Raw genomic sequence first — 19321 nt, 5'->3', positions numbered from 1 at the left:
GGTGTTGAAGTGATGTTTACGCCGGTCGCCTAGGATCCACTGGGTGAGCAGCACCAACACTCCCAGCGTTTCCGTCGTGGTGATCGCGTACAACGACGCCGTGCTCGTGGGCGAGGCCGTTTCCTCGGCTCTCGCCCAGGGCCCGGTCGTCGCCGAGGTGATCGCCGTGAACGACGCCTCGGCCGACGGCACCGCGCGGGTGCTGGACGAGCTGGCAGCCGTCCACCCCCGCCTGAAGGTCGTGCACCGCACGGAGAACAGCGGGGGCTGCGGCACCCCGCGCAACGACGGGATCGAGGCCGCGACCTCCCCGTACGTCCTCTTCCTCGACAGCGACGACGTGCTGCCCCCGGGGGCGGCCGACGCGCTCGTGCGCGCCGCCGGGGAACACCGCGCGCCGGTGACCGTCGGCGCGTGCGTGCGCCGCGAGCTGCCGCTCCACCACGACGTGCCCTGGATGCCCGGGCTGTACACCGCGGGCGACGTGATCGAGCGGCCCGCCGACCGGCCCGAGCTGGTCCGGGACACCCTCTGCGTCAACAAGCTGTACGAGCGGGCCTTCCTGGACGAGCACGCGATCCGCTTCCCCGACGGCCGGTTCACCTACGAGGACTTCGTCTTCACCGCACGCGTGCTGGCCGCCGCCCCGCGCATCGCCGTCATCGGCGACCTCGTCTACGTCTGGCACGTGCGCCGCGGCGCCGCCCAGGTGTCGATCTCCCTCGACCGCAAGGACGTCGGCAACTGGCGCTCCCGGATCGAGGCCCACCGCGAGGCCCGCCGCATCATCACCGGCTCCTCCCCGGAGCTGGGTCTCGCCTGCCAGGTGAAGTTCCTGGAGTACGACTTGCGCATGTACCTGCGCGAGCTCGGCAAGGACCCCGAGTACCAGGCCGCCTGGTGGACGCTGACCCGCGATTACCTCGCCGGTTTCGACGAGGCCGCCGTGGAGGCCGCCGGGGAGCACGCCCGCTGGATCGTCCGGCTGCTGCGTGCCACCGCGACCCCGCCCGCCGACGTCGAACGGCTCACCCGTTTCGCCGCCGAGCCGCCCAGGCTGCTGCCCCCGTACGCCACCGGCCCCGGCGGGCAGCCCGTGTGGAGCGAGGAGCTCCCGGTGGTCCTCGACGGGCTGGCCGGGCTTCCCGTGGCCGAACTGCCCGTCAGCATCGACGCCGAACCGGTCGGCCCCGGCCGGCTGCGGATCCGGGTGCGCGAGCTGTACGGGCGCCTCGCCGAAGCCGGACCGCGCACCGCCAGGCTGAGCTTCGTGCCGCGCTCCGGCGGGCAGCCGGTCCAGGACCGGCCGGTGGAGCTGCGCGCAGCCGCCGACGGCGACGGCTGGACCGCCGAACTGCCCTTCCGGCTCACCGGCGTGGCCGCCGCGGGGCGCCGCCAGGGCCGCCGCGGCATGCAGGCGTGGGGCGTTCAGGTGGGCGTGGAGTTCGCTGACGGGAGCTCCCTGCTCACTTCCCCGCGCCCCCTCGAAGGGCTCCTGCACCGCCGGGCCCTGCCGAGCAGCAGGTACGGTGTTCTGCTGGCGCAGCCGTTCCGTACGGGCGGGGGATCACTGGCCCTGCGGCTCGCGCCGGGTGCCGCGGGCGCGCTGAGCCTCGTACGCAACCGTCTCCACCGGGCCCGGGCAGGCCGCGGATCGGAGTGAAGACAGGCGGCGATCGCACGGTCGCCCGAGATTTCGGACAGGACCCCGGAGCCGCTCCGGGGACCCCAGGGAGAGATACGCATGACTTTTCTGATCACTGGTGGCGCCGGCTACATCGGCTCCCACGTCGTCCGCGCGATGGTGGCCGCGGGTGAGAGCGTCGTCGTCTACGACGACCTCTCCACGGGCAACGAGGACCGCGTCCCGGAGGGCGTCCCGCTGGTGATCGGCACGGTCCTGGACCGGCTGAACCTGGACGAGACCCTGCGGCGCTACAAGATCACCGGCGTGGTGCACCTGGCGGGCAAGAAGCAGGTCGGCGAGTCCGTCGAGAAGCCGCTGTACTACTACCACGAGAACGTGGAGGGCCTTCAGGTCCTGCTGGGCGCGGTGGCCGCGGCCGGCGTGCGCAACTTCCTCTTCTCCTCCTCCGCCTCCGTGTACGGCATGCCCGACGTGGAGCTCGTCACCGAGGAGACCCCCTGCGCGCCGCTGAGCCCGTACGGCGAGACGAAGCTCGCCGGCGAGTGGCTGGTCCGGGCGGCGGGCAAGGCGCACGGCATCTCCACCGCCTGCCTGCGCTACTTCAACGTGGCGGGCGCCGCCGCCCCCGAGCTCGCGGACACCGGTGTCTTCAACCTGGTGCCGATGGTCTTCGAGCGATTCGACAAGGGCGAGGGCGCCCGGATCTTCGGCGACGACTACGCGACCCCGGACGGCACCTGCATCCGCGACTACATCCACGTCGAGGACCTCGCCGAGGCCCACGTGGTGGCGGCCCGCAAGCTCGTCGAGTGGGGCGCGACCGGCGACTACAAGGACCTCACCGTCAACATCGGCCGCGGCGAGGGCGTCTCCGTACGGGAGATGGCGCAGCTGCTGAACGAGGGCACCGGGCACACGCACGAGCCCGTCGTCGTTCCGCGCCGCCCCGGTGACCCGGCGAAGGTCGTGGCCTCGGCCGACAAGATCGCCGCGGAGCTGGGCTGGAAGGCCAAGCACGACGTCCGCGAGATGATCACCTCGGCCTGGGAGGGCTGGGAGGCCAACCGCAAGGGCGAACTGCCGCACGTCGCGCGCTGAGCCCGCTGCCCCGCGCAGGACGACGTGAAGCCGCCCGCCCCGGACGCGTTCCGGGGCGGGCGGCTTCGTGCGTCACGGCGGCTCAGCGCTCCAGGAACGTGAACAGCTCTTCCCAGCGGTCGGTGATCTCGGCGCTGGAGTACCGCTGCACGTTGCGGAAGGCGTTGTCGCCCAGCCGGTCGCGCAGTTCGCGGTCCGCCATCAGCGCGTCGAGGTGCCCGGCCAGCTCCATCGTGTTGCCCAGCCGGGCCAGCAGCCCGTCCTCGCCGTGCTCCACGATCTCCCGCACGCCCGGCGCGCAGTCGAACGCGGCCACCGGCACGCCCGCGGCCATCGCCTCCAGCAGCGTGATCGGGAAGCCCTCCGCCCGCGAGGCCTGCGCGAACACCGAGGCCCCGCGCAGCGCGGCCAGCACGTCGTCGGTGCTGCCCATCCACTCCACGGAGTCGGTCAGCCCGAGCGCCGCGGCGTGCGCCCGCAGCGCCGGCTCCTCGACGCCCGCCCCGTAGATCCGCAGGACCCAGTCGGGGTGGTGCGGGGCGGCGTCCGCCCACGCGTCGAGCAGCAGGTCCATGCCCTTCTCGAAGGCGAGGCGGCCGACGCTGGCGACGATCTTCCCGGTACGCGGCGCGGGGGAGTCCGGCATGAACGGCAGCGGGTTCGGCATGCTGCCCACGTTCTCCATGCCGGCCCGGATCCACTGGTCCGCGTCCTCCGGGGTCAGCACCAGCAGCCGGTCGACCTCGGGGTAGTGGCGGCGGACCCGCTCGGCGCGGGTGGACTTCTGGCTGGCCTCGAACGACTCGTGGCTCATGCCGATGACGCTGAGCCCCTTGGTGTCGGAGAGCGCCACCCACTCCATCGCCCAGACCTGCGTGACGATCACGACGGCCCCGGGGCCGGCCGCGCGCAGCAGCTCGTTCAGCTTCTCCGCCTTGGCCCGCATCTGCGCCCGCCGCGCGGCCTGGCGCCTGCGCTCGGGGGCGTTCAGCCTGCCCTTGATCCCGCGCAGGCGGCGCGCCTTGGGCGGGTGGGTTTCATACAGGGTGGTCATCGCGTACGGCAGGTCCTGCGGCAGCTTCTGCCGGATCTCCTCGGCGACCGGGGCGATGCCGACGATGTGCACCCGGTGCCCGCGGTCGGTGAACAGCCTGGCCATCTGGTGCGACCAGGTCGTCACGCCGCCGAGCTCGTCGACGCTGTTGGAGACGATGAAGATGTCCCGGCTCACTTGCCGCTCCCGGTGAAGAACTTCTCGACGATCTGGCGGGCCGCGTCCCCGCGGTCGTACTCGCCGAACTCGGTGAGGAATCGCTGCCGGGCCTCGGCGTACTTGGCGTCCGCCTCGTCGAAGGCGGCGAGCGCCTGGAGGAGTTCGTCGGCCGTGGCCACGACCGGGCCGGGTGCCTTCTCCTTCAGGTCGAAGTACGTGCCGCGGATGTCGGTCGCGTACTTCTCGTAGTCGTACGCGAAGAACACCATCGGCCGGTCCAGGACCGAGTAGTCGAACATCACGGACGAGTAGTCGGTGATCAGCCCGTCGGCGAGTGCCAGGAGCGGGGTGATGTCGTGGTGCCGGGACACGTCGACGACCCGGCCCGCGACCGATGGCGGCAGCGAGACGCTGTTGAGGTAGTGGGTGCGCACGAGCAGCGTGAAGCGGTCGCCGAGGCGCTCGGCGAACTCCTCCACGTCGAAGGGGAACTCGAAGCCCTCCACCGCGCCGTCCGCGGTCGCCCGGAAGGTCGGCGCGTACAGCAGCACCTTCTTCTCCGGGTCGATGCCCAGCTCGGCCGCGAGCGGTCCGCGCACCCGCTCCCCGCTCTGCGCCTCGGCGCGGTGCGCCTCGACCAGGGCGTCGTTGCGCGGATAGCCGGTGCGCAGCAGCACCTCGTCGCGGAGCCGGAAGCCCTTGGCGAGGGTTCGGGCGTCGTGCTCGGAGCGGATCAGGAAGTGGTCGAAGCGGTTGACGGCCGCCTGGAAGCGGTCCTGGCCGGCCTTGCCCTGCGCCTTGGTGCGGGGCTCGTGGAAGCCCATGCGCTTGAGCGCGGAGCCGTGCCAGGTCTGGATGTACGTGGTGCCGTCGCGCTTGGCCAGGGCCAGGGGGAAGCCCTGGTTGTCGACCCAGAACTCCGCCTGCGCCAGCGCGCGCAGGTACGGCCAGCTCCAGCGGCGCACCAGGGTGGCTTCCTTGGGGAAACCGGTGGGCTTGCCGCCCGCGTACGACCAGATCGCCTCGAACGGGACGCCCTGGCGGACCATCTCCTCGTAGATGGCCTTCGGGCTGTCGCTGTACTGCTTGCCCATGTGGCTCTCGAAGACGACCGTGCCCTTCTTGACCGGCAGTTTCGAGAAGACCTCGTGGTAGACCTTCACCTTCTGCTCGCCCGAGCCGAGGTTGCGGCGGGCGCGCAGGGCCTTGCGCAGGCCCCGCTTGACCACGCCGGCGGCCTTGCCGTGCATCGCGCTGCTGATCAGCGTCTGCGTGCGGACGGCGGCGGCGCCCTGGGCGGTCAGGACGTAGGAGAGGTTCCCCTTCTTGGTGACCTCCGGCTCGAAGCGGTCGGAGACCAGCCGCGTCAGCCGCGGGCGCACGCGCAGGCGGGCGGCCGACTCCATGTCGACACCGCCGACGGAGACGCGGGTGGTGAGGCGGGTGCCACCGGCGGTCAGCTTCAGACGGACGTCCCAGACGGCGTCGATGATGCCGAGGGGGCGCACGGTGCCGGCGATGTCGGCCGTGGTGGTCCACTCGATCGTGTCACCGGCGTGTCGCACGGTTGCCACCGGGAAGCTGAACGACCGCACGCCGATCTGGCGGCGGGCGCGGAACTCCAGGGTGGCCTTCAGCTCGGCCTCCGGGCTGATCCGGCCGAGCGGGTTCACCACGGCGCCGGAGAGCGTGACGGTACCGCGCCCGTCGTCCGCGTACGAGGTCAGTCGGTTGCCCAGTGCGAGGGAGGGCAGCGGCGTGGTGTGGAAGCCCTGGTCGGTGACGTCCAGTATCCGGCGGGCCTCGGCGCCCTCGTCCTCGTCGTCGAGGTGCGACGCGCACCAGTAGACGCGGCCGTCGCGCTCGGCGAGCGGGGAGGTGAGCCGGCCCTTGTTCGTCATGGCGTCGGCGGCCGGGAGCAGGTTGTCCCAGTCCTCCTTGCCCAGCAGGTAGGCGCAGATCGCCTGGAGGTACGTGACGTTCTCGTACGCGGCGGGGTCGATGCCGGCCAGGTAGCCGTTGGCGAGGCGGGCGAACTCCTGGCGGTACGCGTCGCCCAGCAGCGGCAGGTCGCGCAGGTGCAGCACCAGGTCGTGCTTGAGGAACTTGGCGTCCTTCGCGGACTTGATTTCCGTGTGGCCCTTGGCGGCCAGCAGCTCGTCGACGCGGCGGTGGATCTCCATCCGGTGGACGAAGTTCGCGATCTCGTGGCGCCGGTTGCTGATGGACTTCGCCGAGGCCTTCTCGACCACGTTCCAGTAGTAGACGTGGTTCGGGATCAGCGTGATGCGGCGTGCTGCCACGTAGGCCTGCGCGGAGAAGAGCAGGTCCTCGTAGTGGATGCCGACCGGGAACTCCAGGCCCTGTTCCAGCAGGAACGCGCGCCGGTAGCACTTGTTCGTGGAGAGGGTGTCGTAGACCAGCAGGTCCGGGTCCTCGGTGATCGACTCCAGCGTGCGGGTGCGTGAGTAGATCCACGGATACCACTCGGTGGTCTTGCCCCACCGGTTGTCGAGGTGCACGCGCACGCACATGCCGGAGACCAGGTCGCTGCCGGTCCGCTCGGCCGCGGCCAGCATGTTGCGGCAGGCGTTTCGTTCCAGCACGTCGTCGCTGTCCAGGAACATGACGTACGTGCCGGTGGCCTGCCGGATGCCGTGGTTGCGCGGGGCACCGCAGCCGCCGCTGTTCTCAGGCAGCCGGAAGGCGCGCACTCTGCCAGGGTGCGCGGTTTCGAGCTCCTGGGCGATCGCGTACGACCGGTCCTTGCTGCAGTCGTCGACGATCACGACTTCGACCCCGTGCAGGGTCTGGTCCAAAACCGACTGGACGGCTGTCGGCAGACGCTCTGCGTCGTTGTAGACGATGACGACCACGGAGACGTCAGGCACGTGCACCTCGATCCCTTTGTTCCATTCCGCTTAACCCGTCAAAGCTACCGTGTGCCGCGCTCGGATCCGGCAGGCCGACCCTCGGCGTGCATACTTCTAAGGAAGAGGTGTGTGGCGGGTCCGGTCGCCGACAATCACCCGTTCGGACCCAGCAGGAAGTGTTCATGACGAAGCTGTCCGTAGTAGTCCCTTGCTACAACGAAGAAGCCGTGATCGACAGCTTCGACCTGGAGATCCGCAGGGTCCTGGACTCCCTGCCCGTCGAGTACGAAGTCTGCTACGTCGACGACGGCAGCCGCGACGGCACCCTCGCCAAGCTTCGCAAGATTGCCGCCGAACACGGGGAGCAGACCCGGTACGTCTCCTTCAGCCGCAACTTCGGCAAGGAGGCCGGCATGCTCGCCGGCCTGCGCGAGGCCACCGGCGACGCCGTCGTGATCATGGACGCCGACCTCCAGCACCCGCCGGAGCTCATCGCCACCATGCTCGACTACCACCGGCAGGGCCACGACCAGATCATCGCCCGCCGCACCCGCGAAGGCGACAAGAAGGTCCGCTCCGCGCTCAGCCGCCTCTACTACCGCGGGGTCAACCGCTGGGTCGACGTGGAGCTCACCGACGGCGTCGGCGATTTCCGCCTGCTGTCGCGGCCGGCCGTGGACGCGCTGCTGTCGCTGCCGGAGTACAACCGCTTCTCCAAGGGCCTCTTCTCCTGGATCGGCTTCGACACCGTCCACTTCGACTACCGCAATGCCCAGCGCGAGGCGGGCGAGACGAAGTGGAAGTTCGGCTCGCTGCTGAACTACGCCATGGACGGGCTGATCTCCTTCAACAACCGGCCGCTGCGGATCGGCATCTGGGCGGGCGTGTCGCTGGTGGCGCTGACCGCCCTGTACGCCGTGTACATCGCGGTCATGGCCATGACCAACGGGGTCACCGCGCCCGGTTACGTCACCCTCGTCGCGATCATCACCGGCATCGGCGGCGTCCAGATGATCATGCTGGGTCTGATCGGCGAGTACATCGGCCGCATCTACTACGAGACCAAGCGCCGCCCGCACTTCCTGGTGAAGGAGGCGCACGGCGCGGACCCGCAGGCCCGCCCCGACGCCGCCGGGGTCCACGCCGACGCCCGCGAGCGAGGCGGCCTGTCCGCCGCGCGCCCGACGGTCTCGGCCGAGCGCGAGGTGCGCTGAACCATGCGCAGCCAGCTCGGCCAGATCTTCCGCTTCGGCCTCGTCGGAGCCGTCAACACCGGCACCTTCTTCGTCATCTACCTGCTGCTGCACCCGTGGATGCCGTACTTCCTCGCCTACACCCTCGCCTTCCTGCTGGCGATGGTCGGCTCGTTCTTCATGAACACCTACTTCACCTACCGGACCAGGCCCACCTGGAAGAAGTTCCTCCTCTTCCCGCTGACGAACATCACGAACTACGTGATCCAGTCCGCCGGGCTCTACGCCCTGGTGACCTGGGCCGGGCTCGACACCCGGATCGCCCCGCTCGTCGCCGCGGTCGTCGCCATCCCCTTCACCTATCTGCTCTCGCGCAAGATCCTCGTCCCGGGTGCGGCCGCCGCGGCCGAGGACCCGGAGCCGGCCCGCAGCGGCTCCGGGGCCTCAAGTCCACCGGCTGAAACCCCTGCGCGGGCGCGGCGCACCACCCCGTAGATTGAGGTGGCAGACGTACCGGCAAGGGGCAAGGGGACAGACGTGTCAGCGGCTAGGCAAGGTGTCGTGGACGCCCGCAGGATCGTGGTCAAGGTCGGCTCCTCCTCCCTGACCACCGCGGCGGGCGGACTCGACGCCGACCGGGTGGACGCCCTGGTCGACGTACTGGCCAAGGCGCGCAGCGGCGGCGAGAAGGAATTCGTCCTCGTCTCCAGCGGAGCCATCGCCGCCGGGCTCTCCCCGCTCGGCCTGCGCCGTCGCCCGACCGATCTGGCCCGGCAGCAGGCCGCTGCCAGCGTCGGGCAGGGGCTGCTGGTCGCCCGGTACACCGCTTCCTTCGCGCGGTACGGGGTCCGCGTCGGGCAGGTGCTGCTGACCGGCGACGACACCAGCCGCCGTGCCCACTACCGCAACGCCTACCGGACCCTGGACCAGCTCCTGGCGATGGGCGCCCTGCCGGTGGTCAACGAGAACGACACCGTTGCCACGGACGAGATCCGCTTCGGCGACAACGACCGGCTCGCCGCCCTCGTCGCCCACCTGGTCCGCGCCGACCTCCTCGTTCTCCTGTCCGATGTGGACGGCCTCTACGACGGCGACCCCTCGCTGCCCGGCACCACCCGCATCGACGAGGTGCGCGGTCCCGAGGACATCGCGCACGTCTCGATCGGCAGCGCGGGCAAGGCGGGTGTCGGCACCGGCGGCATGGTCACCAAGGTCGAGGCGGCGCGGATCGCGGCCGCGGCGGGCATCCCGGTCGTCCTCACCTCGGCGAGCCAGGCGGCCGACGCCCTCGCGGGCCGGCTCACCGGTACGCACTTCCACGCCACCGGCCGCCGCTCGGCGGACCGGCTGCTCTGGCTCCAGCACGCCTCGACCCCGCAAGGGCACCTGGTCCTGGACGAGGGCGCCGTACGCGCGGTCACCGAGCGCGGCAGCTCCCTGCTGCCCGCCGGGATCGCGGCCGTCGAGGGCGATTTCGTCGCCGGCGACCCGGTGGAGCTGCGCGGGCCCGACGGCCGAGCCGTGGCCCGCGGGCTGGTCAACTTCGACGCGAAGGAACTCCCGCAGCTGCTGGGCCGCTCCACCCGGGAGCTGGCGAAGGAACTCGGCCCGGAGTACGAGCGCGAGGTCGTACACCGCGACGATCTGGTCCTGCTGGAGGGCTGAGGTTCGGTAAAACCGCCGCGCGGCGGGCCGGGGACTGGTCAACTGTGAGGGGCGGACAAGGCATGGCGCAGACAGGAGGCGGGCTGGTGAGACGAGCGCTGACCAGCATCAGCGGCGGCGGGGACGGCGAGCAGGACGAGGCCTCCCGCCTCTGGCACGTCACCCTGAGCGTCTCCGGCAAGCCGGCGCCGCTGTCGGAGGTCCGGCGCGGCCTGGAGCAGCTGGCGCACGACCACCCCTTCCTGCTGACCAGCCGGTACGCCGACGACCACGCGGAGATCCGGTACTGGGAGGAGGCCCGCGACCTCCACGATGCCGCGGCCGTCGCCCTGCGCCTGTGGGGCGAACACCGCTCCTCGGCGCAGCTCCCGCCGTGGGAGATCGTCGGCCTGGAGGTCATCGACCGCGCGACGTACCACCTGCGAGTCGCGGAGGGCTACGGCCCGCCCCCGGCGCACCCGGTGGGCGTGCACCCGTACTAGCCGTACGGGTCCGGGCGCACCCCCGGGGAACGGCGGAAGGGCGGGGCGGGGAGGAGCCCGCAGGGCCCCGGCGCCGGGCGCGGCACGGGCCGGACCGAGACGGGCGTCTCGGGGGGTGGAACCCCCGCGGCCCCGGCGGGCCCGGGGACTACCCTGGGCGGCATGACCTCGCTCGACGCCCCCGTCTCGCCCGTGATCGCCACCGCGCAAGCCGCCCGTACCGCCGCCGCGGCCATCGCCCCCCTCCCGCGGTCCGCCAAGGACACCGCCCTCCTGGCCATCGCGGACGCGCTGGTGGCCCGTACGGCCGAGATCGTCGAGGCCAACGCCGTGGACGTCGCCAGGGCCCGCGAAGCCGGCACCAGCGAGACCGTCATCGACCGCCTCACCCTCACCCCGGACCGCGTCGCGGCCATCGCCTCCGACGTCCGGGACGTCGTCGCCCTCCCCGACCCCGTCGGCGAGGTCGTCCGCGGCTCGACCCTTCCCAACGGGATCGACCTGCGCCAGATCCGCGTCCCGCTCGGCGTCGTCGGCATCATCTACGAGGCCCGCCCCAACGTCACCGTCGACGCCGCCGCCCTCTGCCTCAAGTCCGGCAACGCGGTCCTGCTGCGCGGCAGCTCCTCCGCGTACTCCTCCAACACCGCCCTCGTCGCGATCCTGCGCGACGCCGTCGAGAGCGCCGGCCTGCCCGCGGACGCGGTCCAGCTCGTCCCCGGCGAGTCCCGCGACTCCGTCCGCGAGCTGATGCGCGCCCGCGGCCTCGTCGACGTCCTCATCCCGCGCGGCGGCGCCTCCCTCATCAAGACCGTCGTCGAGGAGTCCATCGTCCCGGTCATCGAGACCGGTACCGGCAACTGCCACGTCTACGTGGACGCCCAGGCCGACCTCGACATGGCCGTGGACATCCTCGTCAACTCCAAGGCGCAGCGGCCCTCCGTCTGCAACTCCGCCGAGACCCTCCTGGTCCACCGCGACATCGCCGACGCGTTCCTGCCGCGCGCCCTCGACGCCCTCGCCGAGGCCGGCGTGACCGTCCACGGGGACGACCGGGTCCTCGCGGCCGCCGAGCACTCCAAGGCCACCGCGCTCCCCGCCACCGACGAGGACTGGGCCGCCGAGTACCTCTCGTACGACATCGCCGCCGGGGTCGTGGACTCCCTCGACGACGCCGTCGCCCACATCCGCCGCTGGACCTCCGGTCACACCGAGGCGATCGTCACCACCTCGCAGGCCGCCGCCCGCCGCTTCACCCAGCTGGTCGACTCGACCACGGTCGCCGTAAATGCGTCCACCCGGTTCACCGACGGTGGCCAGTTCGGCTTCGGCGCCGAGATCGGGATCTCCACCCAGAAGCTGCACGCCCGGGGCCCGATGGGCCTTCCGGAGCTCACCTCCACCAAGTACATCGTCACCGGCGACGGTCACGTCCGGTAGTCGCGGAGCACACACCGGGTGGCCGGATTTCGGCGCACACCCTGCCCAAAGCAGTTCCCCCGGTCTAGGCTGGTGCTGTGCCGGACGACGTGGGGGGCAAGTTCCCGGACGACGGGGAGCCCGACGACGACCGCGGAGGCGCGGATCAGGACTTCGCCTCCGTGGTGTTCGACGAGGACTTCGTCCGGAGCGCCGAGATCCATGAACCGAGCGCCGCGGAGCGCCAGCGGGCCGCCGACCGGGCGCGCGCGGAGGCGGAAGCCGCCCGCGCCGTCGCCGGCGGCTGGACCTCCGACGACGACTACGAGGGCTACGGCTACGGCCGCCCCGACGGGTACGGCATCGACGAACCCGGCTGGGAACACGGCCCCGGCTACGCGGACGGCCCCTACGGGGTCTACGGCGGCTCCCTGCGGCCCTACCGGGGCCGCTCGCCCTGGCTGCGGCCGGTCGCCTGGGTGCTCGCCTTCGTGATGGGCCTCGGCATGGTCGCCCTGGCCTTCAGCGCCGTCTACCGCAGTGCGTCGAGCGACGCGGACCACGCGCCCGCGCCCGCCACCACGCCGCTCACCGAAGTCACCGGCGCCGGAGCGTTTACGTACCCCGTCGCCCGCCAACCCTGAAGGTACGACCCCACTCGCGCTCACCGGAGCTGGGGGCTTCTCTGAAGCGGGGACAGCGGGGAGAAGCGATGGCCGTGCCAGGAGATCCACCCGACGGCACCCCCGAGGGCATCGGCGGGGGTGACGAGGAGTTCCGGTCGGACGAGTACCGGTCGGTGGTGTTCGACGAGGACTTCGTCCGGGCTGCCCGCCTCCAGGAGTTCTCGGCCCAGGAGCGCATGGGCGATCACGCGCGGGCCGTACGCAGCCGGTCCATCTGGTCCGGCTCCGGCTCCGCCAGGCCCCGCACCGGCACGCCCGGCCGCGGCGCCCGCCAGGGCATGCTGCTCGTGCTGCTCATCGCGGTGGCCTTCGCCGTGGCCGTCTACATGGGCCTGAGCAACCCGAGCCTGCCCCCGGCCGTGGTCCGCACCGAGCCGCTGACCAGCACGATCGTGCCGCTCGCGCCCGCCGCGGCGGTGCCCGGCGGACGCCCCGCCGACCTGTACGCGAACAGCCCGGCGGCCGACTACCGCGTCGGGGCGGCCGGCATCACCCTGCCCGGCGCGCGCCGCACCCACCACTTCACCGAAGGCCAGGTCGTCACCGCGCTGTCCATCGCCAAGGACTACCTGGTGCAGTCCTCGCTGGACCCCGACGTGCTGGCCGGGGCCGCCAACCGGCCCGTGCGGGTCCTGCTCGACCCCGACCAGCTGGACCAGTTCGACCGCAGCATGACCTCGCCCTCCGGCGACGGACGGCACGCCGCCACCGGCTGGCTGGTCCGCTTCGACCCGGGCACGGCGGTCGTGGCCGACACCAGGGTCCGGGTCAGCGGAACCCTCGCCATCGACGAGGTCTCCGCGGACGTCCTCGAAGTGATCACCGACCACACCTTCGTGTACGCCGTGCGCCCCGCCACCGGATCCCCGGCGGCCGCCGACGGCGCCTCGCTCTTCACCGTCCGGCGGGAGCTGAAGCTGCGCTTCGACCGGGACGACCTCGTCGCCCGCCGGGCGGAGCTGGTCACCGCCTACGTGATGGCCGGGCCGCAGGCCTGCTCCGACGAGCCGGCCGAAGGCTTCCGCCCCGTCCTGGCCGGAGCCGGACCGACCACGGTCGGCCCGGCCGCGAGCGATCCGTACGCCAGCGGCACCCCGAGGCGCGCCGCCGGGCTGTGCGGCGTACTGGCCCCGCCCACGCCCGCCGGGACGGCCCCCGTCAGCCCTGCTCCGTAGCCCCGCCCGTGGCCCCGCCGTTCGCGGTCGAGCCCCCGCCGGCCGCGCCGGTGAACTTGTCGCGCAGCTTGCCGCCGACATCGGCCGCCCCGCCCGCGATGTCGCCGACCAGCTTGAACAGCGGGTCCTTGCTGCTGCGCACCGCTTCCGCGTAGTGCGAGGCCGACTCGCGGAAGGAGTCCGACACCGAGGTGTCCTTGTCCTCCTCGCGCCGCGGGTAGTGGCCGTCCATGATCCGCTGGTAGTCCCGGTTCTGGGACCACTTCTTCAGCTCGGCCGCGCGCACGGTGGCGAAGGGGTGCGTGCGCGGCAGCACGTTGAGGATCTTCAGGACGGAGTCGCGCAGATCGCCGCTGGACTCGTACTCCTCGGCCTGGGCCAGGAAGGCGTCCACGTTCATCTCGTGGAGGTGGTTGCCGCCCGCGAGCTTCATCAGGCCCCGCATCGACGCGTTCACGTCCTGCCCGACCAGCAGTCCAGCGCGGTCCGCGGACAGCTCCGACTTGCGGAACCACTCCCGCAGCGCGGTCACGATCGTCATGATCGCCACATTGCCCAGCGGGATCCACGCCACCTTCAGCGCCAGGTTCGTCAGGAACAGCAGGATCGTGCGGTACACCGCGTGCCCCGACAGCGCGTGGCCCACCTCGTGGCCCACGACCGCCCGCATCTCCTCCTCGTCGAGCAGCTCGACCAGGCTCGTCGTCACCACGATGATCGGCTCGTCCAGCCCGATGCACATCGCGTTCGGCCTCGGGTCCTGCTGCACGTACATCTGCGGGACCTTCTCCAGGTCCAGGATGTAACAGGCGTCGCGGAGCATCTCGTGCAGGTGCGGGAACTGCGTCTCGCCCACCCGGACGGAGTCCGACAGGAAGAGTAGCCGCAGGCTGCGCTCCGGAAGCAGCCCGCTCAGGGCCTTGAACACCGTGTCGAACCCGCTCAGCTTGCGCAGCGCCACCAGCGCCGAACGGTCCGCCGGGTGCTCGTACGCGCGCGAGGAAATCCCGGGGAACCTCCTGCGGTCCCTCGCCGGCACCTTCTCGAACCCGGTCTCCTTCATGACGCCCTCCCCCTTGATCGGCCTGAGTGCTCCTGCGTCTATCCTCTCCAACGCCTGAGTCGGCGTGAGCGTGCCCCAGGCCCCCGCATACGATGTGAGCGAAGTCTCCGCCCGCTCCCCGACTCGATAGGTATCTGCCTGATGAGCCTCTCCTCCACCGCCCACAACCTGGTCGTTCTCGCGTCGGAGGGCGCCGAGCAGCACGGCGGCAACCACGACAGCCTGAACCCGTACCTGACCGGCGGCGGCGCGCTGTTCATCCTGCTCCTGATGCTCTGGGTGACCACGCGCCTGAACCGCGACCGCTGAGCCGTCGTCGCGCACACGCTCGAATGCGGGTCCGCACCGCTCCGCCGGGCCAGTAGGCTCTGCGCTCATGGGAGAGCAGGAGATGCCTACCGGCCCGGTCAAGCGCCGGCTCGGCGTGATGGGCGGGACATTCGACCCGATCCACCACGGACACCTGGTGGCCGCCAGCGAAGTGGCCGCCCTGTTCCACCTCGACGAGGTGGTGTTCGTACCGACCGGCCAGCCGTGGCAGAAGTCGCAGCGCGCCGTGTCCCCCGCCGAGGACCGCTATCTGATGACGGTCATCGCGACGGCCTCGAACCCGCAGTTCTCGGTGAGCCGCATCGACATCGACCGCGGCGGGCCGACGTACACCATCGACACCCTGCGTGATCTGAGCGCCCTCAACGAGGACGCCGACCTGTTCTTCATCACCGGTGCCGATGCCCTCGCCCAGATCCTGACCTGGCGCAACGCCGACGAGCTCTTCTCGCTCGCCCACTTCATCGGGGTCACCCGGCCGGGCCACGTGCTCACCGACGACGGGCTCCCCGAGGACGGCGTCTCCCTGGTGCAGGTGCCCGCGCTGGCGATTTCCTCCACGGACTGCCGCACCCGGGTCGCCCAGGGTGATCCCGTCTGGTACTTGGTGCCCGACGGTGTGGTGCGCTACATCGACAAGCGTGAGCTGTACCGGGGAGCCTGAGCTTCCGGAGAGAGGGGCCCGCGGTGAACGACCGACAGGATCCGTACGACCCGTACGCCCAGGAGCAGCAGCTCATCGGCTACGACCCGTACGGGCGGCCGGTGTACGGCCAGGTGCCCGCGCAGCCCGCCCCCGGGCAGCAGCAGTACGACCAGGGGTACGAGCAGCAGCAGTACGGCTACGACCCGCAGGGCTACGGCCAGCAGGCCTACTACCCGCAGCAGCAGCCCCAGCAGCCGGCCGCCCCCGACTACGGGCAGCAGGAGTACCCCGGACAGCAGGAGTACCCGCAGACCCCCGGCTACGGGTACGACACGCAGCAGAGCCAGCAGTGGATCCCGCAGCAGGCCGCCCCCGAGCCCCCGGCCCCCGCTCCCGCCCCGGCCCCCGCGGCCGAGCCCGGGCCGGCGCGCGCCGACCGGGTCCCCGAGCCGCGCCGGCCCGAGGGCGGGCCGTCCGACCCGGACTACCGCACCGAGCAGTTCGCGTTCATCGACCAGCCGGACGAGGACTCCGAGGACGTCATCGACTGGCTCAAGTTCACCGAGAGCCGGACCGAGCGCCGCGAGGAGGCCCGCCGCCGCGGCCGCAACCGGGTGGTCGCCCTCATCGTCGTCCTCGCCCTCTTCGTCGTCGGCGGCGTCGGCTACCTCTGGTACGCGGGCAAGCTGCCGTTCCTCGACGGCCCCGGCCGCAAGAAGGACGCCGCGGCCGCCTCCGGACCGCAGAAGCGCGACATGATCGTCGTCCACTTGCACAACACCAAGAAGGGCGGCACCTCCACGGCGCTGCTCGTCGACAACGTCACCACCAAGAAGGGCGCCACCGTCCTCCTGCCCAACACGCTGGGCGTCGCGAAGGACGACGGCACCGCGGCGGCCCTCGGCAAGTCGGTCGAGGAGGGCGGGGTGGGCGTCAAGGACTCGCTCGACTCGGTGCTCGGCACCCACATCGGCGGCACCTGGCGCCTGGACACTCCGTTCCTGGAGAACCTGGTCGAGCTGGTCGGAGGCATCGACACCGACACCGACGTCGCGGTCCCGGCGGACGACGCCGCCAAGATCCCGGCCGTGGGGCAGGGCCCGAAGCAGCACCTCAGCGGCGCGATGGCCGTCGCGTACGCCACGTACCGCGGCCAGGGCGAGCCCGAGGCCAAGCAGCTGGACCGGCTCGGCAAGGTGCTCTACGGGGTGCTGCGCAAGGTGCCCGGCGACGCGAAGTCGGCGACCGTCACGGTCGAGAGCATGGGCCAGATCCTCGACCCCTCCCTGAACGCCCAGGCCCTCGGCGCACTGCTGTCCAGGCTCGGCGAGCACGCCAAGGAGGGCGCGTACCGCACGGACGTCCTCGCGGTGAAGCCGGACGGCACGCTCACCGACGACGCCAACAAGAACGTCGTCAAGGAGGTGCTCGGCGGCAGCTTCACGGCGGCCCAGGCCGGCACCGCGCCCCGCGTCGGGCTCAAGGACGCCACCGGCGACGAGAAGACGCAGGTCGCGGCGAAGGCGGCGCTGCTGAACGGCGGCTACACCTTCGTGGACGGCGGCAAGGCCGACAAGACCCAGCCCACCACGCAGATCACGTACCAGGACGACGCGCAACGCCCCGGGGCGGTCGAGGTTGCCAAGACGCTGGGCCTGGCGGAGACCGTCGTGAAGAAGGGCGAAAACGCGGTGAACGCGGACGTCGTGGTGACCCTGGGCAAGGACTACAAACCGTCCTGACCAGGCACCGGGGAGGTGGTCCCGTCCGTGCGCGCCGCTGCGCGCGGGCGGGGTCGGCGGTACATGAGACCCTTGTATGGATCTGCCCGCCAACCCGAAAGCATGGCCAGTGACCGCCACGGACCGCTCCATCGAGCTCATCACCGCCGCCGCCCAGGCCGCGGCCGACCGGCTCGCGCACGACATCATCGCGTACGACGTCAGCGACGTGCTGTCGATCACCGACGCCTTCCTGCTCGCCTCGGCGCCCAACGACCGCCAGGTCAAGTCGATCGTCGACGAGATCGAGGAGCGCCTGCTCAAGGAGCTCGGCGCCAAGCCGGTGCGCCGCGAGGGCGACCGCGACGCCCGCTGGATCCTGCTCGACTACATCGACATCGTCGTCCACGTGCAGCACAGCGAGGAGCGGGTCTTCTACGCGCTGGAGCGCCTGTGGAAGGACTGCCCCGAGATCGAGCTGCCCGAGGACGCCAAGCTCACCAAGGGCAAGGCGGAGGAGCACGCCAAGCTGCGCGAGGCGGCGGGCGACGAGGACCTGGACGGTGATCTGTTCTGAGCACGACCCCCACCCGCAAGACGGGCCGGAAGATCGTTCTCTGGCGGCACGGCCAGACCTCGTGGAACCTGGAGCGCCGCTTCCAGGGCTCCACGGACATCGAGCTGACCGAGACGGGTGTGGCGCAGGCGCGCCGCGCCGCCCGGCTGCTCGCCTCCCTGAAGCCGGCCGCCATCGTCGCCTCGGACCTGCGGCGGGCCTCCGCCACGGCGGCCGAGCTGGCCGCCGTCACGGGCCTGCCCGTGACGCACGACGCCGGGCTGCGCGAGACGTACGCCGGTGAGTGGCAGGGCCTCACGCACGAAGAGATCATCGCGAAGTACGGCGAGCAGTACGCGGCGTGGAAGCGCGGCGAGCCCGTGCGCCGCGGCGGCGGCGAGCTGGAGACCGAGGTCGCCGACCGCGCGGCGCCGGTGGTCCTGGAGCACGCCGACCGGCTGCCGGAGGGCGGCACGCTCGTCGTGGTCAGCCACGGCGGCACCATCCGTACGACGATCGGCCGGCTGCTGGGCCTGGACGCGCATGACTGGGAGAGCCTGGGCGGGCTCTCCAACTGCTGCTGGTCCGTCCTCGGCGAGGGCGCGCGCGGCTGGCGTCTGATGGAGCACAACGCCGGCACGCTGCCGGAACCGGTGCTCGGCGACGACGACTGAGCCCGCCTCAGGGCGGCTCCCGCCCGGCTCCCACCCGGATTTCACTTTCCGGCTGGTCACAGGCTAGAGTTCTTCTTGTTCGCAGCGCGGAACACCGGAAACCGGGGGAGCGCGGCGGAGAGCGGGGCTATAGCTCAGTTGGTAGAGCGCCTGCATGGCATGCAGGAGGTCAGGAGTTCAATTCTCCTTAGCTCCACAATCAGGATCCCGTCCCCAACAGGGGGCGGGATCCTTCCGTTTGTTCCTTCGGTGCCTGCTGACCTGCCCCGTACCCGCGTGGCAGAATCGGGACCGCCGGAGGGGGAGTCGACGGCCCGACGTGGGAGGGAGTCGCTGACGGATGGGTGCACACCGGCGGCGGTGCGACTGGTGCAACAACGGCACGCCGATCGTGCGGGACATGGACCCGGTCAACCCCGACTACCAGTACTGGTGCGAGGAATGCGCGCGGGCGCTGATCATAAAAGGCGACCCGATCGAGACGTACCGCGAGCTGGAAGGGGAGCCGATCTATGGGCGGCTGCTCGACGAGCACTGCACGCTCAAGCGGTTCTACCAGTTCGCGCGGGCGTGAGCCCGGCCGCGCCCGCAACGGACAACAGGTGCGAATCGGTCAAACCCGAGGGCCCGGAAACCGATTTTTGGAGCTGGGCCGTGACCGTGTAATGTTCTCGATGTCGCCAGGGGGAACCGGCCAGGGAAACCGAGCAGGGGCCCGGCGGCAGAGAGAAGCAAGGGGCTATAGCTCAGTTGGTAGAGCGCCTGCATGGCATGCAGGAGGTCAGGAGTTCAATTCTCCTTAGCTCCACAGAAGAGAAGCGGGCGCCCCCCCCCGGGCGGGGCCCCCCGCCCTGTGGCGGACCGTCGGCGGGCCCCCCC

Annotated in this window: 18 protein-coding genes and 2 tRNA genes; 17 read left to right on the top strand and 3 right to left on the bottom strand. The window is 71.4% G+C overall.

Annotated features, from left to right (window positions below):
• Nucleotides 1–43: 43 nt before the first annotated feature.
• Both AB0M92_RS09105 and galE read left to right on the top strand, forming a co-directional pair.
• Nucleotides 44–1663, top strand: a complete 1620-nt coding sequence (locus tag AB0M92_RS09105) for a glycosyltransferase family 2 protein (RefSeq protein WP_366101442.1) — start codon at nucleotides 44–46, stop codon at nucleotides 1661–1663.
• Nucleotides 1664–1744: 81 nt separating this feature from the next.
• Entirely contained in the window at nucleotides 1745–2746 is a 1002-nt protein-coding gene (gene galE, locus AB0M92_RS09100; RefSeq protein WP_366101441.1) for a UDP-glucose 4-epimerase GalE, read from the top strand.
• A gap of 82 nt (nucleotides 2747–2828) precedes the next feature.
• Here galE and AB0M92_RS09095 read toward each other — a convergent pair whose 3' ends face one another.
• Nucleotides 2829–3977, bottom strand: coding sequence for a glycosyltransferase (locus AB0M92_RS09095; RefSeq protein ID WP_366101440.1), 1149 nt, complete (start codon nucleotides 3975–3977; stop codon nucleotides 2829–2831).
• Nucleotides 3974–6856, bottom strand: a complete 2883-nt coding sequence (locus AB0M92_RS09090) for a bifunctional glycosyltransferase family 2 protein/CDP-glycerol:glycerophosphate glycerophosphotransferase (RefSeq protein WP_366101439.1) — start codon at nucleotides 6854–6856, stop codon at nucleotides 3974–3976. Before AB0M92_RS09090 ends, AB0M92_RS09095 begins: the two co-directional genes overlap by 4 nt.
• A gap of 158 nt (nucleotides 6857–7014) precedes the next feature.
• Here AB0M92_RS09090 and AB0M92_RS09085 point away from each other — a divergent pair, with 158 nt between their 5' ends.
• From AB0M92_RS09085 to AB0M92_RS09055, 7 genes are all read left to right on the top strand, one after another.
• A complete protein-coding gene (locus AB0M92_RS09085) occupies nucleotides 7015–8046 on the top strand; it encodes a glycosyltransferase family 2 protein (protein WP_366101438.1) in 1032 nt (343 codons plus the stop codon).
• 3 nt (nucleotides 8047–8049) lie between these two features.
• On the top strand, nucleotides 8050–8520 hold the full coding sequence (locus AB0M92_RS09080) for a GtrA family protein (protein ID WP_366101437.1): 471 nt from the start codon (nucleotides 8050–8052) through the stop codon (nucleotides 8518–8520).
• A 42-nt stretch (nucleotides 8521–8562) separates the two neighbouring features.
• Nucleotides 8563–9690: a glutamate 5-kinase gene (gene proB, locus AB0M92_RS09075; protein WP_366101436.1), complete on the top strand. Its 1128-nt coding sequence runs from the start codon at nucleotides 8563–8565 to the stop codon at nucleotides 9688–9690.
• Between the two features lie 62 nt (nucleotides 9691–9752).
• A complete protein-coding gene (locus tag AB0M92_RS09070; protein WP_078613336.1) occupies nucleotides 9753–10172 on the top strand; it encodes a hypothetical protein in 420 nt (139 codons plus the stop codon).
• A 162-nt stretch (nucleotides 10173–10334) separates the two neighbouring features.
• Entirely contained in the window at nucleotides 10335–11612 is a 1278-nt protein-coding gene (locus tag AB0M92_RS09065) for a glutamate-5-semialdehyde dehydrogenase (protein ID WP_366101435.1), read from the top strand.
• A gap of 77 nt (nucleotides 11613–11689) precedes the next feature.
• On the top strand, nucleotides 11690–12235 hold the full coding sequence (locus tag AB0M92_RS09060) for a hypothetical protein (protein ID WP_366101434.1): 546 nt from the start codon (nucleotides 11690–11692) through the stop codon (nucleotides 12233–12235).
• Nucleotides 12236–12303: 68 nt separating this feature from the next.
• Nucleotides 12304–13452: a hypothetical protein gene (locus tag AB0M92_RS09055; RefSeq protein WP_366101433.1), complete on the top strand. Its 1149-nt coding sequence runs from the start codon at nucleotides 12304–12306 to the stop codon at nucleotides 13450–13452.
• Here the strand turns inward: AB0M92_RS09055 and AB0M92_RS09050 are convergent.
• Nucleotides 13436–14515 carry a M48 family metallopeptidase gene (locus AB0M92_RS09050; protein WP_366101432.1) on the bottom strand — a complete coding sequence of 360 codons (1080 nt, stop codon included), beginning with the start codon at nucleotides 14513–14515 and terminating at the stop codon, nucleotides 13436–13438. The genes AB0M92_RS09055 and AB0M92_RS09050 overlap by 17 nt on opposite strands.
• Before the next feature lie 141 nt (nucleotides 14516–14656).
• On the opposite strand from AB0M92_RS09050, the gene AB0M92_RS09045 reads away from it, so the two are divergent.
• The 8 genes from AB0M92_RS09045 (at nucleotide 14657) to AB0M92_RS09010 (ending at nucleotide 19250) form a co-directional block, all read left to right on the top strand.
• Nucleotides 14657–14824 carry a hypothetical protein gene (locus AB0M92_RS09045; protein WP_037836848.1) on the top strand — a complete coding sequence of 56 codons (168 nt, stop codon included), beginning with the start codon at nucleotides 14657–14659 and terminating at the stop codon, nucleotides 14822–14824.
• A 67-nt stretch (nucleotides 14825–14891) separates the two neighbouring features.
• The gene (nadD, locus tag AB0M92_RS09040; RefSeq protein WP_030862415.1) at nucleotides 14892–15509 is read left to right on the top strand and encodes a nicotinate-nucleotide adenylyltransferase; all 618 of its coding nucleotides are present in this window, start codon (nucleotides 14892–14894) and stop codon (nucleotides 15507–15509) included.
• Between the two features lie 23 nt (nucleotides 15510–15532).
• The gene (locus AB0M92_RS09035) at nucleotides 15533–17233 is read left to right on the top strand and encodes an LCP family protein (protein WP_366101430.1); all 1701 of its coding nucleotides are present in this window, start codon (nucleotides 15533–15535) and stop codon (nucleotides 17231–17233) included.
• A 109-nt stretch (nucleotides 17234–17342) separates the two neighbouring features.
• Entirely contained in the window at nucleotides 17343–17789 is a 447-nt protein-coding gene (gene rsfS, locus AB0M92_RS09030; protein ID WP_030159316.1) for a ribosome silencing factor, read from the top strand.
• Nucleotides 17786–18442, top strand: a complete 657-nt coding sequence (locus AB0M92_RS09025; protein WP_366101650.1) for a histidine phosphatase family protein — start codon at nucleotides 17786–17788, stop codon at nucleotides 18440–18442. The genes rsfS and AB0M92_RS09025 overlap by 4 nt, the downstream gene beginning before the upstream one ends.
• 123 nt (nucleotides 18443–18565) lie before the next feature.
• Nucleotides 18566–18638: transfer RNA gene (locus AB0M92_RS09020), tRNA-Ala, on the top strand.
• Nucleotides 18639–18782: 144 nt separating this feature from the next.
• Nucleotides 18783–19016: a hypothetical protein gene (locus tag AB0M92_RS09015; RefSeq protein WP_008738908.1), complete on the top strand. Its 234-nt coding sequence runs from the start codon at nucleotides 18783–18785 to the stop codon at nucleotides 19014–19016.
• Between the two features lie 161 nt (nucleotides 19017–19177).
• Nucleotides 19178–19250, top strand: a tRNA-Ala gene (locus AB0M92_RS09010).
• Nucleotides 19251–19321 lie beyond the last annotated feature (71 nt).

The sequence above is a fragment of the Streptomyces sp. NPDC051582 genome, from assembly GCF_040681715.1.
In the GTDB taxonomy this organism is placed as follows: Bacteria; Actinomycetota; Actinomycetes; order Streptomycetales; family Streptomycetaceae; genus Streptomyces.
This window is presented reverse-complemented; position numbering and strand designations above follow the sequence as displayed.

What these genes read in the sequence shown, in the direction of transcription:
- galE (WP_366101441.1), top strand. Translation starts at nt 1,745, where the DNA reads ATGACTTTTCTGATCACTGGTGGCGCCGGCTACATCGGCTCCCACGTC.
- AB0M92_RS09085 (WP_366101438.1), top strand. Translation starts at nt 7,015, where the DNA reads ATGACGAAGCTGTCCGTAGTAGTCCCTTGCTACAACGAAGAAGCCGTG.
- AB0M92_RS09080 (WP_366101437.1), top strand. Translation starts at nt 8,050, where the DNA reads ATGCGCAGCCAGCTCGGCCAGATCTTCCGCTTCGGCCTCGTCGGAGCC.
- AB0M92_RS09070 (WP_078613336.1), top strand. Translation starts at nt 9,753, where the DNA reads ATGGCGCAGACAGGAGGCGGGCTGGTGAGACGAGCGCTGACCAGCATC.
- AB0M92_RS09065 (WP_366101435.1), top strand. Translation starts at nt 10,335, where the DNA reads ATGACCTCGCTCGACGCCCCCGTCTCGCCCGTGATCGCCACCGCGCAA.
- AB0M92_RS09055 (WP_366101433.1), top strand. Translation starts at nt 12,304, where the DNA reads ATGGCCGTGCCAGGAGATCCACCCGACGGCACCCCCGAGGGCATCGGC.
- AB0M92_RS09050 (WP_366101432.1), bottom strand. Translation starts at nt 14,515, where the DNA reads ATGAAGGAGACCGGGTTCGAGAAGGTGCCGGCGAGGGACCGCAGGAGG.
- AB0M92_RS09045 (WP_037836848.1), top strand. Translation starts at nt 14,657, where the DNA reads ATGAGCCTCTCCTCCACCGCCCACAACCTGGTCGTTCTCGCGTCGGAG.
- nadD (WP_030862415.1), top strand. Translation starts at nt 14,892, where the DNA reads ATGGGAGAGCAGGAGATGCCTACCGGCCCGGTCAAGCGCCGGCTCGGC.
- AB0M92_RS09015 (WP_008738908.1), top strand. Translation starts at nt 18,783, where the DNA reads ATGGGTGCACACCGGCGGCGGTGCGACTGGTGCAACAACGGCACGCCG.